Here is a 16,864-nt window from a genome sequence, read left to right as displayed (position 1 = left end):
CTTTGTCAACCTGGCGCACCCGGACCGTCCCGCGTCGCCACGCCGCCCGGCCCCACAGGTCAGGTTGAAGATTGCTCACTGACCCGGCGGAAGCGCGGGTCCAGCACCAGCCCGTCGCGCCGCCGGCCGCGCGGCGGGTAGCGGGTGAGGAACACGGCCGCGGTCACGCCGATCATCCACAGCGGGTGGTGGGTGCCCGGCACCGCCATGATCGCCATCAGCGGGCCGCAGACGCCGGCGCAGGCCAGGCCGTGCCACACGCCGAACCGCAGCCCGCCGGCGGCCGCGCGCGGTCCGGTCGGCGGCAGCGGCACCGTACGGTGGCAGGCGCGCAGGCACGCGCGCCGGGCCGGGAGCACCTGCCACACCGCGGCCAGCGCGATCAGCGCGACCAGCAGCGGCACCCGCGGCGGCAGCGCGGCCACCGGCAGCAGCACCGCGCCGGCCAGCGCCCAGACGCCGACGTACCCGGCCAGGAAGATCGCCATGGCGCGCAGCCGGCGGCGACGCAGGCTGTTGACCGCGACGTGCCGGACCGCCGGCAGCACGATCGGCACCATCATGGCCACGCACATCAGCACCCAGTCACCGAACCCGACCGGGTCCGCGTGGTGCGCGTGCCGCGCCGTGCCCGGCCGGGGCAGCAGGATCGCCACCCACGCCGCGGCCGCCAGCAGCATCGCCGGCCAGTGCGGGTGGCTCCGGGCCGCACGCGCGACCCGGAGCCGGAGCGCCGTCATCGGTAGAAGATGCTGACGCGGCCGATGGTGACCGGCGCGGACTGCGCCTCGACGGCCGCGGCCACGACCGCCGGGTCCGCGGACTCGCGCACGTCCGGCGGCACCTCGACCCGCACCGGCCGGAACGACACCGCGGCGCCCGCGTCGGTCCACTCGCCGCGGTCGCGCAACTCCGCGACCCAGGCGGAGATGTCGAACGTGCGCCGGAACCCGTGCGGGCGGTCCTCGGCGGCGGCCCGGCCGCCCAGGTGGTCGATGCCGAAGAACGACACGTTGCCGACGTGGTGCGGCACCGCGTCCGGCGTGCCGAGCGGGCGCACGTACACCTCGTACACGGTGGCGGGCGCGCGGTCGGCCGCCACGTCCTCCAGGTTGAGCAGCACCTGCGCGGGCACGGCGGCGCGGCGGGCGGCGACCGTGGGCGCGTCGATCGGGACCTCGACGCGGGCCGGGTCACCGGTCAGCGTGATCGGCCGGTCGGACGCGCCGACGAACTCCGGCTCGCCGTCGGATCGGGCACTCATGATCGGCTCCACCCCCGGCCTCGCTCCCGGCGCGACGCCCTCCTGATACACGTACCCGAGTTGCCCGGCCGTGTCGACCAGTTGCCCGTTGGCGAGCGAGACGCGGTTGCCGGCCGCGTCGAACAGCCCCCACGCGGTGTCGCGCCACTCCTCGTCCGCCGGGTCGGCCCGGCCGCCGCCGAGCGCCAGCCACGACGACCACAGCCGGTCGATGTTCGCGTGGTGCAGCCAGAAGATCGGGTCGAGCGCGGCCATGGCGGCGTCGCTCATCCAGCCGCCGATCAGCACGTGCACGTCGTTGTGCGGCGTGAACTCCAGCTCGCCGTGCAGGTCCCAGAACTGCTGCGGCGTGGTGCGCCCACCGCCGAACCCGGGGGCGGGCGGCGGCGTGAACGTGGTGAACGCCATCGCCCGCGCCGCGCTGGTCGCGGTGGACGGCAGCGAGGCACCGTCGTTCATGGCCGGGTTGCGGTCCGCGATGAACAGCGGGTTCGGCGAGCCGTCCGGCATCGTGGTCTCGCGGAACGCGGGCGGCAGCGCGGCCCGCCCCGGGACCGAGTAGTTCCAGTACGGCAGCGCCCAGTCGGCCGGGCCGCCCTGCGCGATCACCTCCGCGCGCACGATCTCCTCGAAGTAGTACAGGTACGCCCGGTGCCAGGGCAGGAAGTACCAGCTGCCGTGCTGGCACTCGTTCCACAGCGAGCCGGGCGGCGTCTGCTCCGCGCGGGCGTGGATCGCGGCCTGGTACTCCCAGCTGCGCGGATCGCTGCCCGGCCGGGCCTGGAGCGCGCGGATCGCCCTGGCGTAGGCGAGCGTGATCGGGTCCCACGGGCCGTCCGCCTGGAGTTCCCAGATGTCGCGGCGGATGCGCACCCGCTGGAACGTGCCGTCGCCGTTGTTGTGCGCGGTCCACACGCCGCCGTCGCCGAAGCCCACGATGTCCGGCCGGCCGTCGCCGGTCACGTCCGCCAGCACGCGCGGGTGCCGCTCCACGCGCCAGCCGCCCGCGCCGTAGCCGAAGTGCGCGAGCACCATGGTGGGCGCGGCGAACCCGCCGTTGCCGTCGTTGCGGGACACCCACACGCCACCGTCGCCGAAGCCGACGAGGTCCGCGCGGCCGTCGCCGGTCAGGTCGGTCACGTAGCGCGGGTGCCGGTCCACCCGCCAGCCGCCCGCGCTGTGACCGAAGTCCGCGACCACCCTGGCCGGCGCGCCGAAGCCGCCGTTGCCGTCGTTGCGGGACACCCACACGCCGCCGTCGCCGAAGCCCACGACGTCCGGCCGGCCGTCGCCGGTGGTGTCGGCCAGCACGCGCGGATGCCGGTCCACCCGCCAGCCGCCCGCGGCGTACCCGAAGTCGCGGACGGTGAGCACCGGCTGGGCGAACGTGCCGTCGCCGTTGTTGCGGGCGACCCACACCCCGCCCTCGCCGAACCCGACCAGGTCCGCGCGGCCGTCGCCGGTCACGTCCACCACGAACCGCGGGTGCCGCTCGACCCGCCAGCCGCCGGCGTCGTACCCGAAGTCGCGGAGCACCAGCTGGGGCGGGCGGAACGTGCCGTCGCCGTTGTTCAGCGCCACCCACACGCCGCCGTTGCCGAAGCCGACGATGTCGCCGCGGCCGTCACCGGTCAGGTCCGCCACGAACCGCGGGTGCCGGTCCACCCGCCAGCCGCCCGCCGTGTAGCCGAAGTCGCGGAGCACCAGGCGCGGCGCCGTGAAGCGGCCGTTGCCGTCGTTGAGCGCCACCCACACGCCGCCGTCACCGAAGCCCACGATGTCCGGCCGCCCGTCGCCGGTCAGGTCCGCCGGCACGCGCGGGTGCCGATCCACCCGCCAGCCGCCGGCGGTGAACCCGAAGTCCGCCACGGCCAGGAACGCGTCGCCGACCGTGCCGCCACCCTTGTTCGGCGCGACCCACGCCCCGCCCTCGCCGAACCCCAGCACGTCCGCCACGCCGTCGCCGGTCAGATCGGTGACGAATCGCGGGTGCCGTTCGACGCGCCAGCCACCGGACGCATATCCGAAATTCTCCAGAACGAGTTGCATCTGCGCCCCCTCACGCATCACTCGTGTGCGAATTCAGTCCAAGTCTGTGTCGCACCAAAGGCACCGGAAAGGGCGAGTCCGTGATCGGACAGAATGTATTAGCCGGTCAATAGACGGAATTGTATATAGCCGTTTCCCCTGCTGTCCGGCCTGGTGCGTCACCGTCTCGGGCGATGCGTCCGAATCGGACGGAAGGCGGGACGGCCGGACGGGAACCGCGCCGGCCGATTCCCGGACCGCCATATTCCGGTGATCATTCCGCGGAATCGCGCCCCGCCGGAAGGCCGACCACCGTGCGCGTCGGCAGGTCGTAGCTGCGCGCGGCCACCGCCCGGCCGGACATCGGCGGCAGGCCGTGCAGCAGCGCGTCCGACCCCGGCGTGGCGCGCAGCGCGAGGCTCACGTGCGGCACCCAGCGGTCCGGCGCGTGCAGCGGATTCTCCGAGCCGACCGCGGCCCACACCCGCGCGTGCACCTCGCGCAGCCCGGACACCTCCAGGACCAGCGCGCGCCCGAGCATCCTCGCCGGGCCCAGCCGCACCGGGACCGGCAGGCCGAGATCGGGAAGACCGGACAGCGACGGTACGACCGCGAGCGTCACGTGCGGCCGGTTGGTGGCATGCGGGTGGGTGGCGAGGCTCCGCGCGCCGGACGCGGCCAGCCGGTCCCACAGCGCCCGAACGCCGCGATCGAGGTCCGGATCGAGCAGCAGCTCCACGGTGCGCGCCATGTCCCCACGATCATCGCCGGTCACCGCACGCTACCACCCCCGTGCTGGCATCGTCCGGTGACCGGCTCACCCTGCAGTGTCGGCGCCCGCTCCGGGCGCCGGGCGAAGTCCGGACGATCCCGGACGGCGCTAGCCTCGAACGATGGATCCGGCGGCCGCCTTCGTCTCGCTGCCCGATCCGGCGCGCGCGACCGGCCTGGACGACCTGGTGGAACGGCTGCGGCTGCTCAAGATCTGGGCCGGTGACCCGTCGTACGAGACGATAAAGGAGCGGGTCAACGCGGCCTGGACCGCGGCCGGCCGCCCGCCCGCGGAGCTCGCGCGCCGGTCCACGGTCGCGGACTGTTTCCGGCCCGGCCGGCGCCGGCTCAACACCGAGCTGGTGATCGAGGTGGTGCGCGCGCTGCACCCGGACACCGGCTACGTGGCGCAGTGGCGTCAGGTGCTGCGCGTGGTCGGCGGCGAGTCCGAGGCGTCGGCGCAGGTGCGGGTGCAGGACCGGCTGCCGCCGGACCCGGCCGGGTTCACCGGTCGGGACGCGGAGCTGGAGCTGCTGCGGCGCGCGGCGCGGGACGGCGACACCGTGGTCATCTCGGCGATCGAGGGGATGCCCGGCGTCGGCAAGACCCAGCTCGCGCTGCGCGCCGCGCACCTGCTGCTGCGCGAGGTGCCGTACCACCGGGTGCTGTTCGTGCATCTGCGCGGCTTCCACCCGGACCCGGCCCAGCCGCCCGCCGACCCGGCCGCGGTGCTCGACGGGTTCCTGCGGCTGCTCGGCGTGCCCGGCCGGGACGTGCCGCACGACCTGGACGGGCGCGCGGCCGCGTACCGGGCGCGGCTGGCCGGCACGCGCACGCTGGTGGTGCTGGACGACGTGGCCACGGCCGCGCAGGTGCGGCCGCTGCTGCCGGACACGCCCGGCTGCCTCGCGCTGGTCACCAGCCGCCGCCGGCTGGGCGCGCTGGGCCCGGCCACGCGCCTGGCCGTGGACGTGTTCACCCCCGGCGAGGCGACGGCGTATCTGCGCGACGCCGCGCCCGGCACGCCGACCGGCACGGACCCGGACGCGGCGGCCCGGATCGCGCGCCGCTGCGGGCACCTGCCGCTGGCGCTGAGCCTGGTCGCCGGGCACATCCGGGGCACGCCCGGCTGGACGCTGACCGATCACGCGGACCGGCTGGACCAGCGGCACCGGGAGCGGCGGCTGGACTCCGGGGTGGAACTGGCGCTCGGGCTGTCGTACCAGAACCTGGCCCCTGAGCTGCGCCTGCTGCTGCGGATGGCGGCGCTGCACCCGGGGCAGGACCTGGACGCGTACGCCGCCGCCGCGCTGACCGGCACCGGTCTCGCCGCCGCCCGGGCCGGCCTGGAGCGGCTGCGCGACGACCACCTGCTCCAGCAGCCCGCGCCCGGCCGGTACGCGTTCCACGACCTGGTCCGCGCGCACACGGTCACCCGCGCGCAGGACGAGGACCGCCCGCCGGACCGGCGCGCCGCGCTGACCCGGCTGTTCGACCACTACCTCGCCGCCGCGTCCGCGGCCATGGACACGCTGCACCCGGCGGAGGCGCACCTGCGCCCGGCCGCGCCGCCCGTCATGACCCCGCTGCCGGAGCTGTCCGACCCGGACACGGCGCTGGACTGGCTGAACGCGGAGCAGCCCACGCTGGTCGCGGTCGCGGCGCACACCGCCACGCACGGCTGGCACTCGCACACGGTGCGGCTGTCCCGCACGCTGTTCCGGTACCTGACCGGCACCCACCTCGCGGACGCGCTGACCATGCACGGCCACGCCTCCGACGCGGCCCGGCGCGACGGCGACACGCTCGGCCAGGCGCACGCGCTCACCGACCTCGGCGGGGTGCACTGGCGGCTCGGCCGGCCGGACGCGGCGGCCCGGCACTTCGAGGAGGCGCTGGCGCTGTTCGCGCGCACCGGCGACGCGGACGGCCAGGCCCGCGCGCTGACCAGCCTCGGCATCGTCACCGACCGCGGCGGCCGGCCCGCGGACGCGACCGGCCTGTTCGAGCGCGCGCTGGCGCTGTTCCAGCTGGCCGGCAACCGGATCGGCGAGGCACGCACGCTGAACAACCTGGCCAACGTGGAGGTGCGGCTGGGCCGCGACGAGTCCGCGGCCGGGCACTGGGAGCGCGCGATCCGGCTGTTCCGCGAGGCCGGCGACCGCGGCGGCGAGGCCAACGCGCTGAACGGGCTGGGCGACCTGGACGTGCTGGCCGGCCGGTACGACGCGGGCGCCGCGCGGTTCCAGCGGGCGCTGGCGCTCTACTGGCAGATCGGAAGCCGCACCGGCGAGGCGAACATCCTGGACAGCCTCGGCACGCTGCACACCCGGCTGGGCCGGCCGGAGCAGGCCGTGGACCTGCATCGGCTGGCGCTGACCATGTACCGGGAGACCGGCGACCGGTACGGCGAGGCCCGTGCGCTCAACGGCTTGGGCGAGGCCGCCCGCGCCGCCGGGGACCGGGCGGAGGCGCGGGACCGGCACGCCGAGGCCCTGGCGATCGCGGACGACATCGGCTCCCCCGACCAGCGGGCCCGCGCGCGGGCCGGGCTGGAGTGAGTCAGTCGCCGAGCCGGGCCAGCACGGCCGCGTCCCAGGAGAGCGTGGCCGTACCGTCGGTGATCCGGACGCCGCCGCCGGCCCACTCGACGGTGAGCGGGCTGTCGCCGAACGGGTTGTCCGCGACGTAGGCGCGCGCGCCGCCCCGCACGCCGACCCGGATCCGGTCGTACGGCGCGAGGATCAGCGTCTCGCCGCGGCGCACCTGCTCGACGCAGAGACCGTCGCGGCAGGACAGCTCGGTGGTGCGCGTGCCGAGCAGCAGGTTCGGCGAGAGCCACCGACCGGTCAGGACGGCCAGCACCAGCAGCGCGAGGACGGCGACGACCGCGATCCGCCCCGCCCGGGGCCCGCGCGTGACGGCATCAGGGGAATCCATGCGCACACGGTACGTACCGGCGGGGGGTCATCGGCTCCTGGGATCGTGCCTCACGGGCAGTTGCCGCTGACCCGGTTCACCGCGTACTCCTCCTCGTCGTGCGTGATGGTGGACGGCTCGCCCGCGAAGTGCGTCTCCACCTTCTCGCCGCCGCGCTGCTGCTCGTAGTGCAGGTGCGGCGCGCTGGACTCGCCGGTGCTGCCGAGCCGGCCGAGCTGGTCGCCCATCTCGACGCGCTGGCCCTCGCGGACCATGGGCGGCTCCAGCAGGTGCAGGTAGAGCGTGGACCACTTGCCACCGTGGTCGATCTTGACCCAGTAGCCGCCGCCGCGGCCCATCTCGCCGTCCGGGTCGTCCGGCGTGCGCTCGCCGAGCCGGCCGTTGATGCCGGCCCGCACCACGGTGCCGCCGAACGAGGCGAGCACCGGCCGCCCCCAGGTCTCGCCGGACGTCGGGTAGAGGTCGACGTCGAACTCGCCGTGGCCCGGGTACGTGCTGAGCCGCCAGGTCTCGCCGCAGGCGACCGGGAGCTGGAAGGCGGGGCGCGGGCCGGGCGGGCGCACGGCCCGCTCGATGAACCACACCGCCGCCGCGGCGACCATCAGGACCACGGCTATGGAGGCGACGGTGCGGACACGGGTGAGAGTCACCGTCCGATGGTGCCAGGCCGAGACCAGCGGCGGCGACCGTGGAAAGCTGGAGGAAACGATCGAGGGGGAGCCGTGCCTAGTCCGATCCGCGTCACCGTGTGGGGCGAGAACGTCCATGAGCAGCATGAACCCGAGGTGGCCGCGCGCTATCCGGACGGTATGCACGGCGCGATCGCTCAGGGAATCACGGAGAAACTCGGCGATCGGGTGGCCGTCCGCACCGCCACGCTGCAGGAGCCCGAACACGGGCTGACCGAGGACGTTCTACGCGAAACGGACGTCCTGACCTGGTGGGGACACGCCGCCCACGCGGACGTCGGCGACGAGGTCGTCGAGCGCGTCCACCGCCACGTGCTGGCCGGCCTGGGCCTGATCGTGCTGCACTCCGGCCACTGGTCCAAGATCTTCACCAAGCTCATGGGTACGACGTGCACGCTGCGCTGGCGGTCCGCGCACGACCGCGAGCTGGTCTGGACCGTGGACCCCACGCACCCGATCGCGCGCGGCGTCCCGCACCCGATGATCATCGAAGAGGACGAGATGTACGGGGAGTTCTTCGACATCCCCGCCCCCGACGAGTTGGTCTTCATCTCGTCCTTCTCCGGCGGCGAGGTGTTCCGGTCCGGGTGCACGTTCCGCCGCGGCCACGGCCGGATCTTCTACTTCCGCCCCGGCGACCAGGACTACCCCACGTACCACCACGACGGCGTGCGCACGGTCATCGCGAACGCGGTCGAGTGGGCGGTCACGGACCGCCCCGAGCGCGCCACCCCGACGCTGCTGCGCTACGACACCGAGGACTTCTACCGCGGCCACGGCTACGGGGGCCCGCTGTGACGTCCCCGCTGCGCGTGGTCGTGGTCGGCGCGGGCGCGATGGGGCGCGCCTGGATCCGTACCGTGGCCGATGACCCTGATGTCGATCTCGTCGGCGTGGCCGACCTCGACCCGGCCGCCGCCGAGTCCGCCGCCGAGGGCCGCGTCCCGACCGGCACCGACGGCGTCGCGCTGGCCCTGTCCACCGGCGCCGACGCGCTCATCAACGTGACCGTTCCGGCCGCGCACCACCCGGTCACCACCGCCGCGTTGTTCGCCGGCCTCCCCGTGCTCGGCGAGAAGCCGGTCGCCGAGACCGTCGCCCAGGCGCTGTCCCTGGTCGCCGCCGCCGAACTCACCGGCGAACTGTTCATGGTCAGCCAGTCCCGCCGCTACAACGCGCACCTGTGGGCCCTGCGCGAACAGGCCCGCGTCCTCGGCCGCCCCGGCCTGCTCACCACCGAGTTCTTCAGGGCCCCCCGGTTCGGCGGGTTCCGCGACACGATGGACCATCCGCTGCTGCTCGACATGGCCATCCACCCGTTCGACACCGCCCGTTTCGTGCTCGGCGCCGAGCCCGTCTCGGTCTACTGCGAGGAGCACAACCCGCCCTGGAGCTGGTACGCCGGCGACGCCGCCGCCACCGCCACGTTCGAGATGACCGGCGGCGTCCGATACGTCTACACCGGCAGCTGGTGCTCCCCCGGCCTGGAAACCTCCTGGAACGGCACCTGGCGCCTCTCCGCCGAACACGGCTCCGCCACCTGGAACGGCGACGACCCACCCGTCATGGAAACCACCTCCACCCTGACCGCCGCCGGCCCCACCGACCCCGGCCACGAGATCGCCGGCTCGCTGCGCGCCTTCACCCACGCGCTGCGCACCGGCGTCCCGCCGATGGGCGAGGTCCACGAGAACGTCCTGAGCCTCACCATGGTCGAGGCAGCCGTCCAGTCCTCGTCCACCGGCGCACGAGTCCTGATCGACGACGTACTCGAGCGCGCCCACGCCACGGCCGTCGCCGCCGAGACCCGCGACGACGTCCGCGAGCTGCTGCAATCCTGGGGATCGGTGCGGGAGGCGCTGAAGACCTCCTAGATCCTCCCGCTTCCGGCGGGGTCGCGGTCCGCCTGCTCGGAGCTGGCACCGCCCGGCCGTGGCCGGCCTCCCCGCCGGTCCGCGGGCGGTCCCGCAAACTCCGCAGCCGGCATCGGCGCGGCGCATGGCCAGATCTGCCGCCTGGTCCGCCGCGTCTCGCCCTCCGCAGGCGTGGTCGTCAACCGCAAGGCCGACTTCCCGATTTGCATGATCGTTTCGGGACGCCCGCGAGTTGCTCTTCGAAAATCGCGTGCGGTGAGGACTCATCACTGCGACGTGGCTGCACGAGTTTCTCATCGACTTCCCAGAAAATCTTGCCCGGACCGATGCACGCGAAAGTGCGTGCTGGGACCTTCTCATCAGAGGCAGCGATAGGCGCCGCCGATGAGAATGGGACGGTGAGCGTGGTGAGCCGTGGCTGAGGGGACCGAGAGGCGGATTCCGTTCGACGACTATTTTCGCGCTCGCTTCACGAGCTTGATCGCACTGCTGGTGAAGGTAGAGGCAGCTCGGTTCGACGAGGCTGAGGACGCAGCGGCAGCAGCTATGTCGGCCGCGCATCCACTATGGGACACGATCATCGAACCGGACAAGTGGGTGTGGCGCGTGGCCCGCAACCACTTCCTCAAGGTTCGGTTGAGGGAACGGCGCCGGACGCGGCGGCTATGGGAAATGATCGATCACCTCACTCCTAAGCGTGACTGCTCACTGCCCGACGACGAGAGCGAAGAACTCGTGCTCGATCTAGTCGGCCGTCTGCCCAAGGAACAACGGGCAGTCATGGCGTTCACCTATGACGGCTGGAGCCCGGCCGAGATCGCGGAGCTGCTAGAGAAGGACCCCCAGACAGTGCGGAGCACGTTGCGGCAAGCACGGACTGCGGTCAGGCGAATGTTGACCGGGCAGGATGACGGCCCCGGCCAGAGGGGGCCGCGATGAACGCCGAGTTCGCGGACCTTACGCCGCAGGAGATCACCGCCATCCTTGGCCGAGTCGACGAACTGATCGAACGGCGCATCTCTGAAGATCGACTGACGAGCCGCCTTGCCCAGGTCAAGATGGGACGGGTGCGGCCTCGAACGGCTTGGGTGGTGATCGGACCCCGCATCCGGCAGCTACTCGCCAAAGCACACCTTCGTATCGAGCAGGCAGTTCTCGCGACGGCCGCGCTACGCACCAACAGGTATCCAGCGACACTTGCGGCCATGCCACTGCCCGCCGCCGATCCCGAGATCGCAACATTGATCGCTGACCTTCGCCGGTTGTACCGGCATCGATTCGGCATCGCGACTCAATCACTAGTTTGGCAGATTGCGGTGCTTCGGGCGTACGACGAACGCCTGCGCGTGGCCAGTAGACGCCTGGGGATTCCCGAGTATCTTGACCAGCTGACCGGCATGGATCTGGAGGCAGAGCGTCTGAGGCTCGAGGAGGAACTTACCCGAGCGGGCCTAAACCTGAGGCTCGGGTCCTCGTCGGACCGAACCGGCTCACCGGAGGAATGATCATGCAGCGGCAGACATCGTCGTGGCCCGGGCTACTGCCGGTCGGGACAATCAAACAGTTGGCCGACATCGACCCGGCGTCGGCGGCCGCTCTGATGGCGGAGATTGCGCATGATGCGCGACACGCCAGACGCATGGCCTGGGCCCGGCTCGTCGCCGCCATACTGGTCTTCGGCGCCTCGCTGGCCCTGTCCGCCTACTTCGTCGGCACGGGGATTTCGGTCGGTGGCATGGTCAGCGTTGGTAGCGGCACCCTCGCCGTCGTCACGATCCTGCTGACCGGGAGCTTTCCCAGACAGCGAATCTGACCTGGCCGGTCGTTCGGAGTCGCATCGACCAACATCGCGGATCTTGAAGTCCGATCGGCGAGGAATGTCGAGTCAGCGTAGCGGTGATGGAGCCCGCGCCGGCGTCGTTTCACGCCCCCGTCACGCGCGCGGATGACCTCAAGCGCGGCGATGCCAGCTCATAGGTATCTTGCCAGTACGAGGTCTATCTGCCGTTGAGAGGGCCGAGATCTCGGCTCGTGAGGCGGCGAGGAACTTCTCGCGGGCGGGCACCCAGATGTGCGGGTTGAACTGCTCCACCTCGACCATCGTGGCGGTCTTGTACCGCTCCTCCATCGACCAGAGGGCCTGCATCACCTCTTCTCCGGCGGCGCGCACCTGCTCCGAGGCGACGAGGCGCATCCTCCACAAAGGGATCATCAAGTCCTGCCGAGCCTGAAAGGCGGCCGTCGTGGCTTGCTCGACACCGTTCACCCCAAGGTTATGAGCCTTGTTCTTGACGAAGCACAATTCCGCCATGCGATTACCGTGCGCCGACGCCGCGGCCATGAAATCGACGTACGCATTCCGGCGGTCGTCGATCAATCTATCGGCGACATGGCGCGCCTGCTCGTGCCGCTGCCAGGAGAGCTGGAGCCAAGATTGAAGGAACTGGCCGCCGGCGCCGAGTACCGTGCCGCCGAGAGCGGCAACCACACCCAACAGCGCAGCATCCATACCCCGCAACGCTAAGCCCTCCCGGCAAGCGCTCGCCGCGTTCCGCCGTGGACCGGTGTGGTCCGCCGCGGGTGCGGATTCCGCGGATCGAGGTCGTGGCCGTCGCGGCCGATCTCCTGATGATTGTTCCGGCGATCTACCTCGCCGTGATGATTCTCCGCGCGGACGGACTGGCCCGGCGCCCGGGGCTCGGTTGACCGTCGAATCCGAGCTTGAACGGCGGGCCCGGCCGGGCGGGCTGACAACCGGTGGCCGGCGCCCGGCGGACGGCTCGCGCGACGGTGGACGGGCGGACGGGCGCGCTCGGCAGACCCCGCCAATCGCTCGGATGCGCGTGCGGCAACGAGACCACGAGCGTGGCTCCGGGATCGTCGGCGAATGTCAGCGGGGACCGGCCGAGGCGCTGGCAATAGGTCGGCCGCCACCGGACCAGCCAGCGGTCCGCTCCTAATGCCGGACGGTCAGGGCGTAGAACTTCACCTTGGCGCCGTTGGTGGTGCTCTCCGACGAGGACTGGTTGTACGAGCCGGCCTTGAAATACTGGCGGTACGGGTGGAACGCGGGCGGAATGGCGTAGCTCGTCCGCGTACCGTTGATGGTGAGGTTGATGGTCGAGTCGCTGACCTGGATGACGTAGGTCCATGTGGTGCCGAGCGGGACGACGCCGACCTTGTGGAGCGTCTGGCCGCTGGCGTCCGGGGAGTTCTGCGTGCCGAGGAAGATGTCGCCGTTCGGGCGGTAGTAGAGCTCGGCCAGTGGCTTGGTCGACGGGCCGCCGGTGCCGAGCTTGACCTGGCCGACCGCCACGTTCTTGGTCACGGACGCCACGCGCAGTCGGGCGCTGAGCGTGTGGCTTCCGGCGAGCGTCCAGTTGGCGGCGCTGCCGTCGGGGTTCATCTCGCGCAGTTCCGACCGGGCGTATTTCGAGTTCGGCGTGGTGACGCCCTTCTCGGGTGCCCAGAACGTCATTGATCCGTCGTTCCTGTCGGTCCAGAAGTAGGCCGGGTTGCTGTATCCGGCCGGGCCCTTCAGCCGCGCGGGCGGAATGGTCTCCGGGCTTCCCGGCGAGCCGATCGGCAGTTGCAACGACCAGACGGACAGGTCGAAGTTCCCGCCGGGTGGCAGCCCCGGATCGAGCGCCGCCGCGGAGGCGACGCCGGTCGCGCCGAGCGTGCCGACGGCGGTGCCGGACAGGGCGAGGGTGAACAGGGTGCGCCTCTGCATGGGATGGCCTCTTCCAGCGGGGTGAGGGACCGTTCAAGGAGAACAGCCGACCCGATCGTCCCTCAAGCGGACCATCCCTAAATAACCCTAAACGTCGCGCACGCACCCGCCGCTGATCGTCGATGCGTCCGTGGCATCATGCTGTGCCATGGATCATCAGGGGCGGTTTCGCCGCGCGGCGGTCGCGTTGGGCGTGCCGGACGACGAGATCAACAGGTTCATCGAGCACCTCCGGCTGTCGATCTGGCTGATCGGGGGCCCGCGGGGTGAGCCGGTCGGGCGGTTCGGCGGGTTGCCGCGGCTGCCGGTCGGCGCGGAGTGGCCGTCGGGTGGAAACGGTGCGCTGCCGTTCGTCTTCTCCGTCGACTGTGCGGCGCTGCCCCGGGTGGACGGCTTCGAGCTGCCGGCGGACGGCTCGCTGCTGTTCTTCGTCGACCACGAGAAGGACCACCTGGCCGGCGGCACCGACGACCGGAGTCACACGCGAATCGTGCACGTACCGGCCGGCACCGATACCGAGGTCGCGGACGCCCCGCACCCGGGCCTGGTCGACGACGAGCAGTACGAGGTCCGGGCGGTGCTCGTCGCCGAGTTCCCCGACTGGCTCCCGAGGGACCAGGAGGAGGACGAGGACGACGAGGACGAGGACGAGGACGACGACGTGTCGCCGTTCCAGCAGAGGGTGATCGACGAGCGGGACCGGGACATTCCACACTGGAGGGAGCTGCGCGCCGCGGCCCGCGAGATCTGGCCGCTCGACGACGGGCTCGCCAGCGCCTACCTCGGCGGGTACGCGGACGAGGAGTTCCTGCGGATGGTCGCGGAGCAGACGCTCGCGGGGCGCGAGAAGGCCGGTGAGATCGTCATTCCGGTGGCGAAGTGGTATACCCACGTGGAGCAGGAGCAGCACCGGCTGGCGAGTGAGTGGATCTCGCTGGCCCGCTTCCCCGCGTCCGAGGAGTTCTACTTCTGCTCGTTCACGATCCACCGCGACGACCTGGCCGCGGGCCGGTTCGAGCACGCCTACTCGGTGACCAGGTTCAGCGAGTAAACCAGCAACCCGAACGGTCCGCCGTGGACGGTGGACGCCGCCGGGGTGGCCGAGGCCGCTCGTCACCTCGGCGGACCACCCGCGGGCGGCGCCCACCCGCACGCCTTACCTGACGCCCCGGCCCGGCGGATCAGCCGAGCGTGAGGACCAGCTTGCCCGTGGTGCGTCCCGTCTCGCCGTGCGCGTGTGCCTTCGCGGCCTCCGCGAGCGGGAACGTGGCGTCGATCTCGGGACGCAGCCGTCCCTCCGCCGCGAGCCCCGCGATCGCCCGCATCCCGGCGTGGTCGGACTCGACGAGCAGCCCTTCGAGCCGTACCCCCAGGTCGGCGGCCTTGGTCGCGTCCGCGGTGTCATCGGGGCTGAACACCAGCGTCACCAGCGTGCCACCCCGGCGCAGCAGGCCGAGCGACCGGCCGCGCGTCTCGCCGCCGACCGTGTCGAGCACGACGTCGAGGGAACCGGCATCGACGGCGTCCACGAAGTCGGCCCGGCGGTAGTCGATCACCTCGTCCGCGCCGAGCCCGCGCACCAGTTCGTGCTTGGGCTCGCTGGCGGTGCCGATCACGTACGCACCGCGCGCCTTGGCGATCTGCACGGCCAGGTGGCCGACCCCGCCCGCGGCGGCGTGGATCAGCACGCGCTGACCGGGCTGGAGGTCGGCCGTGTCGATCAGCGCCTGGTGGGCGGTGAGCGCGGCGAGCGGCAGCGCGGCCGCGTGCACGTGGTCCAGATTCGCCGGCTTGTGCGTGAACGAGCGGGCGGTGGCCTTGGCGTATTCGGCGTATCCGCCGGCGCCGCGCGGGTACGGCAGCATGCCGAAGACCTCGTCGCCCGGCTTGAACAGCGTGACGCCGACGCCGGCCTGCTCGACGACGCCGGAGACGTCCCAGCCGAGGATCGGCTTGGGCTCGCGCATCCAGGGCAGGCCGGCGCGGTGCTTCCAGTCGGTCGGGTTGACGCCGGCCGCGTGCACCCGGACGAGGATCTCGCCCAGACCGGCCACCGGGCGGGGCACCCGCACCTCGTGCAGCACGTCCGGGGTGCCGAGCGTGTCCTGGCTGATCGCGCGCATCGTGGGAGTCTCAGTCATGGTCTCAGTGTGCCCGGATCGTCCGGCCGCAGACATGGCATGATTGCCACCTTCCGATGGAATCCTGCCAATCGTGGAATCGGGGTCCCGCCATGACGCACCGGGTGGTCGTCCTCGCGCTCGACGGCGTGTACCCGTACGAGCTGGGCATGCCGAGCCGCATCCTCGGCGCGACCGACGGCCGGTACGAGGTGGTCACCTGCACGGCGGACGGCGGCCCCGTGCGTACGTCCGCCGACTTCGCGATCGCGGTGGAGCACGGCCCGGAGGTGCTGGCCACCGCCGACACCGTGGTGATCACGCCGTTCGCCCCGCGCCCCGGCACGTCCACGCAGGTGCACCCGCGACTGTCCGCGCCGATAGCCGCCGCGCTCGCGATGATCCGCCCCGGCACCCGGCTCGTGTCGATCTGCACCGGCGCGTTCGTACTGGCCGCCGCCGGACTGCTCGACGGCCGCCCGGCCACCACGCACTGGCAGGCCGCCGACCGGTTCCGCCGCCTCTACCCCCGCGTCGACCTCGACCCGGACGTACTGTTCGTGGACGACGGTGACATCCTCACCTCGGCCGGCGCCGCCTCCGGCGTCGACGTGCTGCTCCACCTGATCCGCCGGGACCACGGCACCGAGGTCGCCAACGGCGCCGCCCGCCGCTGCGTGGTCCCCCCGTGGCGGGACGGCGGCCAGGCCCAGTACATCGAGGCACCCGTCCCCCGCGACCCGCAGGACGGCACCGCCGCCGCCCGCGAATGGGTCCTCACCCACCTCCGCGAGCCACTCGCCATCGACGACCTCGCGGCCCGCGCCCGGATGAGCCCGCGCACGTTCGCCCGCCGCTTCACCGACGAGGTGGGCATGAGCCCCGGCCGCTGGATCACCCAGCAACGCCTCACCCGCGCCCGCCACCTGCTCGAATCCACCGACCTCCCGGTCGACGAGATCGCCGCCCGGGTCGGCTTCGCCACCGGCACCTCCCTGCGCCAGCACCTCCACGCCGCCATCGGCGTATCCCCACTCACCTACCGGCGCACCTTCCGTTCCGGCCGCTGATCCCTTTTCCCGCTTCCGGCGTGGTCACCGCCCGCACGCTCCCGCGGGCACCGGTCCCGCACCACTCACCTTCTCTGAAAACCTGGTCATTACCGCGTTCGCGGCTGCGCTCGTCCGCCTTCGTCGCGTGGCGGCCTCGTCCGGGGCGGGGCAAGAGCTGCCGCTGCGATCGAAATTTCACCATGTTTCGTGTGATGAGCGATCACTCATATTCATGCAGAGGTCGAAGGTTCTCGAGGCCACGGCCGCGATGGCCGGGGCAGTCACGCTTCGTCACGGTCTCGCTCGGCACCATGAATCAGTTGTCGAGAGTTGCCTCCGAACGCGGGGCGGCGCGTGCTCGCGCCGGGTTCCCCACGCCGCGTAACCGCAGCC

General features: G+C 72.3%; 17 protein-coding genes. 9 read left to right on the top strand and 8 right to left on the bottom strand.

Annotated features, from left to right (window positions below; translation table 11 throughout):
• Window positions 1–59 precede the first annotated feature (59 nt).
• The 3 genes from J2S41_RS11660 to J2S41_RS11650 all read right to left on the bottom strand — a co-directional run bounded on the left by J2S41_RS11660 (window position 60) and on the right by J2S41_RS11650 (window position 4,043).
• Window positions 60–740, bottom strand: a complete 681-nt coding sequence (locus J2S41_RS11660) for a copper chaperone (RefSeq protein ID WP_310366629.1) — start codon at window positions 738–740, stop codon at window positions 60–62.
• Entirely contained in the window at window positions 737–3,313 is a 2,577-nt protein-coding gene (locus tag J2S41_RS11655) for an FG-GAP-like repeat-containing protein (protein WP_310366628.1), read from the bottom strand. The genes J2S41_RS11660 and J2S41_RS11655 overlap by 4 nt, the downstream gene beginning before the upstream one ends.
• Window positions 3,314–3,566: 253 nt before the next feature.
• Window positions 3,567–4,043, bottom strand: a complete 477-nt coding sequence (locus J2S41_RS11650; RefSeq protein ID WP_310366625.1) for a 2'-5' RNA ligase family protein — start codon at window positions 4,041–4,043, stop codon at window positions 3,567–3,569.
• A gap of 142 nt (window positions 4,044–4,185) precedes the next feature.
• On the opposite strand from J2S41_RS11650, the gene J2S41_RS11645 reads away from it, so the two are divergent.
• Window positions 4,186–6,624, top strand: a complete 2,439-nt coding sequence (locus J2S41_RS11645) for a tetratricopeptide repeat protein (protein ID WP_310366624.1) — start codon at window positions 4,186–4,188, stop codon at window positions 6,622–6,624.
• 1 nt (window position 6,625) lies between these two features.
• Here J2S41_RS11645 and J2S41_RS11640 read toward each other — a convergent pair whose 3' ends face one another.
• Together J2S41_RS11640 and J2S41_RS11635 are read right to left on the bottom strand one after the other, a co-directional pair.
• Window positions 6,626–7,003, bottom strand: a complete 378-nt coding sequence (locus tag J2S41_RS11640; RefSeq protein WP_310366622.1) for a hypothetical protein — start codon at window positions 7,001–7,003, stop codon at window positions 6,626–6,628.
• Window positions 7,004–7,053: 50 nt separating this feature from the next.
• On the bottom strand, window positions 7,054–7,605 hold the full coding sequence (locus tag J2S41_RS11635; RefSeq protein WP_310376350.1) for a M23 family metallopeptidase: 552 nt from the start codon (window positions 7,603–7,605) through the stop codon (window positions 7,054–7,056).
• 120 nt (window positions 7,606–7,725) lie between these two features.
• Between J2S41_RS11635 and J2S41_RS11630 the strand changes: the two genes are divergently transcribed.
• The 5 genes from J2S41_RS11630 to J2S41_RS11610 all read left to right on the top strand — a co-directional run bounded on the left by J2S41_RS11630 (window position 7,726) and on the right by J2S41_RS11610 (window position 11,379).
• On the top strand, window positions 7,726–8,490 hold the full coding sequence (locus J2S41_RS11630) for a ThuA domain-containing protein (RefSeq protein ID WP_310366618.1): 765 nt from the start codon (window positions 7,726–7,728) through the stop codon (window positions 8,488–8,490).
• Window positions 8,487–9,566 (top strand): Gfo/Idh/MocA family protein, encoded by a 1,080-nt coding sequence (locus J2S41_RS11625; protein ID WP_310366616.1) that lies wholly within the window; start codon window positions 8,487–8,489, stop codon window positions 9,564–9,566. The genes J2S41_RS11630 and J2S41_RS11625 overlap by 4 nt, the downstream gene beginning before the upstream one ends.
• A gap of 414 nt (window positions 9,567–9,980) precedes the next feature.
• Window positions 9,981–10,505 (top strand): RNA polymerase sigma factor, encoded by a 525-nt coding sequence (locus J2S41_RS11620; RefSeq protein ID WP_310366614.1) that lies wholly within the window; start codon window positions 9,981–9,983, stop codon window positions 10,503–10,505.
• A complete protein-coding gene (locus tag J2S41_RS11615) occupies window positions 10,502–11,071 on the top strand; it encodes a hypothetical protein (protein WP_310366612.1) in 570 nt (189 codons plus the stop codon). Before J2S41_RS11620 ends, J2S41_RS11615 begins: the two co-directional genes overlap by 4 nt.
• A 59-nt stretch (window positions 11,072–11,130) precedes the next feature.
• Window positions 11,131–11,379, top strand: a complete 249-nt coding sequence (locus tag J2S41_RS11610) for a hypothetical protein (protein WP_310366609.1) — start codon at window positions 11,131–11,133, stop codon at window positions 11,377–11,379.
• Between the two features lie 138 nt (window positions 11,380–11,517).
• Here the strand turns inward: J2S41_RS11610 and kilB are convergent, their stop codons facing one another.
• Window positions 11,518–12,075, bottom strand: coding sequence for a plasmid transfer protein KilB (gene kilB, locus J2S41_RS11605; protein WP_310366607.1), 558 nt, complete (start codon window positions 12,073–12,075; stop codon window positions 11,518–11,520).
• A 71-nt stretch (window positions 12,076–12,146) separates the two neighbouring features.
• On the opposite strand from kilB, the gene J2S41_RS11600 reads away from it, so the two are divergent.
• Window positions 12,147–12,272: a hypothetical protein gene (locus J2S41_RS11600; protein ID WP_310366605.1), complete on the top strand. Its 126-nt coding sequence runs from the start codon at window positions 12,147–12,149 to the stop codon at window positions 12,270–12,272.
• A 250-nt stretch (window positions 12,273–12,522) separates the two neighbouring features.
• Here J2S41_RS11600 and J2S41_RS11595 read toward each other — a convergent pair whose 3' ends face one another.
• Window positions 12,523–13,299, bottom strand: coding sequence for a polysaccharide lyase family 7 protein (locus J2S41_RS11595; RefSeq protein ID WP_310366604.1), 777 nt, complete (start codon window positions 13,297–13,299; stop codon window positions 12,523–12,525).
• A 148-nt stretch (window positions 13,300–13,447) separates the two neighbouring features.
• Here J2S41_RS11595 and J2S41_RS11590 point away from each other — a divergent pair, with 148 nt between their 5' ends.
• The gene (locus tag J2S41_RS11590) at window positions 13,448–14,350 is read left to right on the top strand and encodes a DUF1963 domain-containing protein (protein WP_310366602.1); all 903 of its coding nucleotides are present in this window, start codon (window positions 13,448–13,450) and stop codon (window positions 14,348–14,350) included.
• 130 nt (window positions 14,351–14,480) lie between these two features.
• Here the strand turns inward: J2S41_RS11590 and J2S41_RS11585 are convergent, their stop codons facing one another.
• The gene (locus tag J2S41_RS11585) at window positions 14,481–15,440 is read right to left on the bottom strand and encodes an NADP-dependent oxidoreductase (RefSeq protein WP_310366601.1); all 960 of its coding nucleotides are present in this window, start codon (window positions 15,438–15,440) and stop codon (window positions 14,481–14,483) included.
• A 92-nt stretch (window positions 15,441–15,532) separates the two neighbouring features.
• Here J2S41_RS11585 and J2S41_RS11580 point away from each other — a divergent pair, with 92 nt between their 5' ends.
• A complete protein-coding gene (locus J2S41_RS11580; RefSeq protein WP_310366599.1) occupies window positions 15,533–16,489 on the top strand; it encodes a GlxA family transcriptional regulator in 957 nt (318 codons plus the stop codon).
• The last annotated feature ends 375 nt before the right edge of the window (window positions 16,490–16,864 follow it).

The organism is Catenuloplanes atrovinosus, from assembly GCF_031458235.1.
GTDB classification, from domain to species: Bacteria; Actinomycetota; Actinomycetes; order Mycobacteriales; family Micromonosporaceae; genus Catenuloplanes; species Catenuloplanes atrovinosus.
The sequence above is the reverse complement of the archived record's forward strand: the minus strand, read 5'-3'. Positions and strand labels throughout refer to the sequence as shown.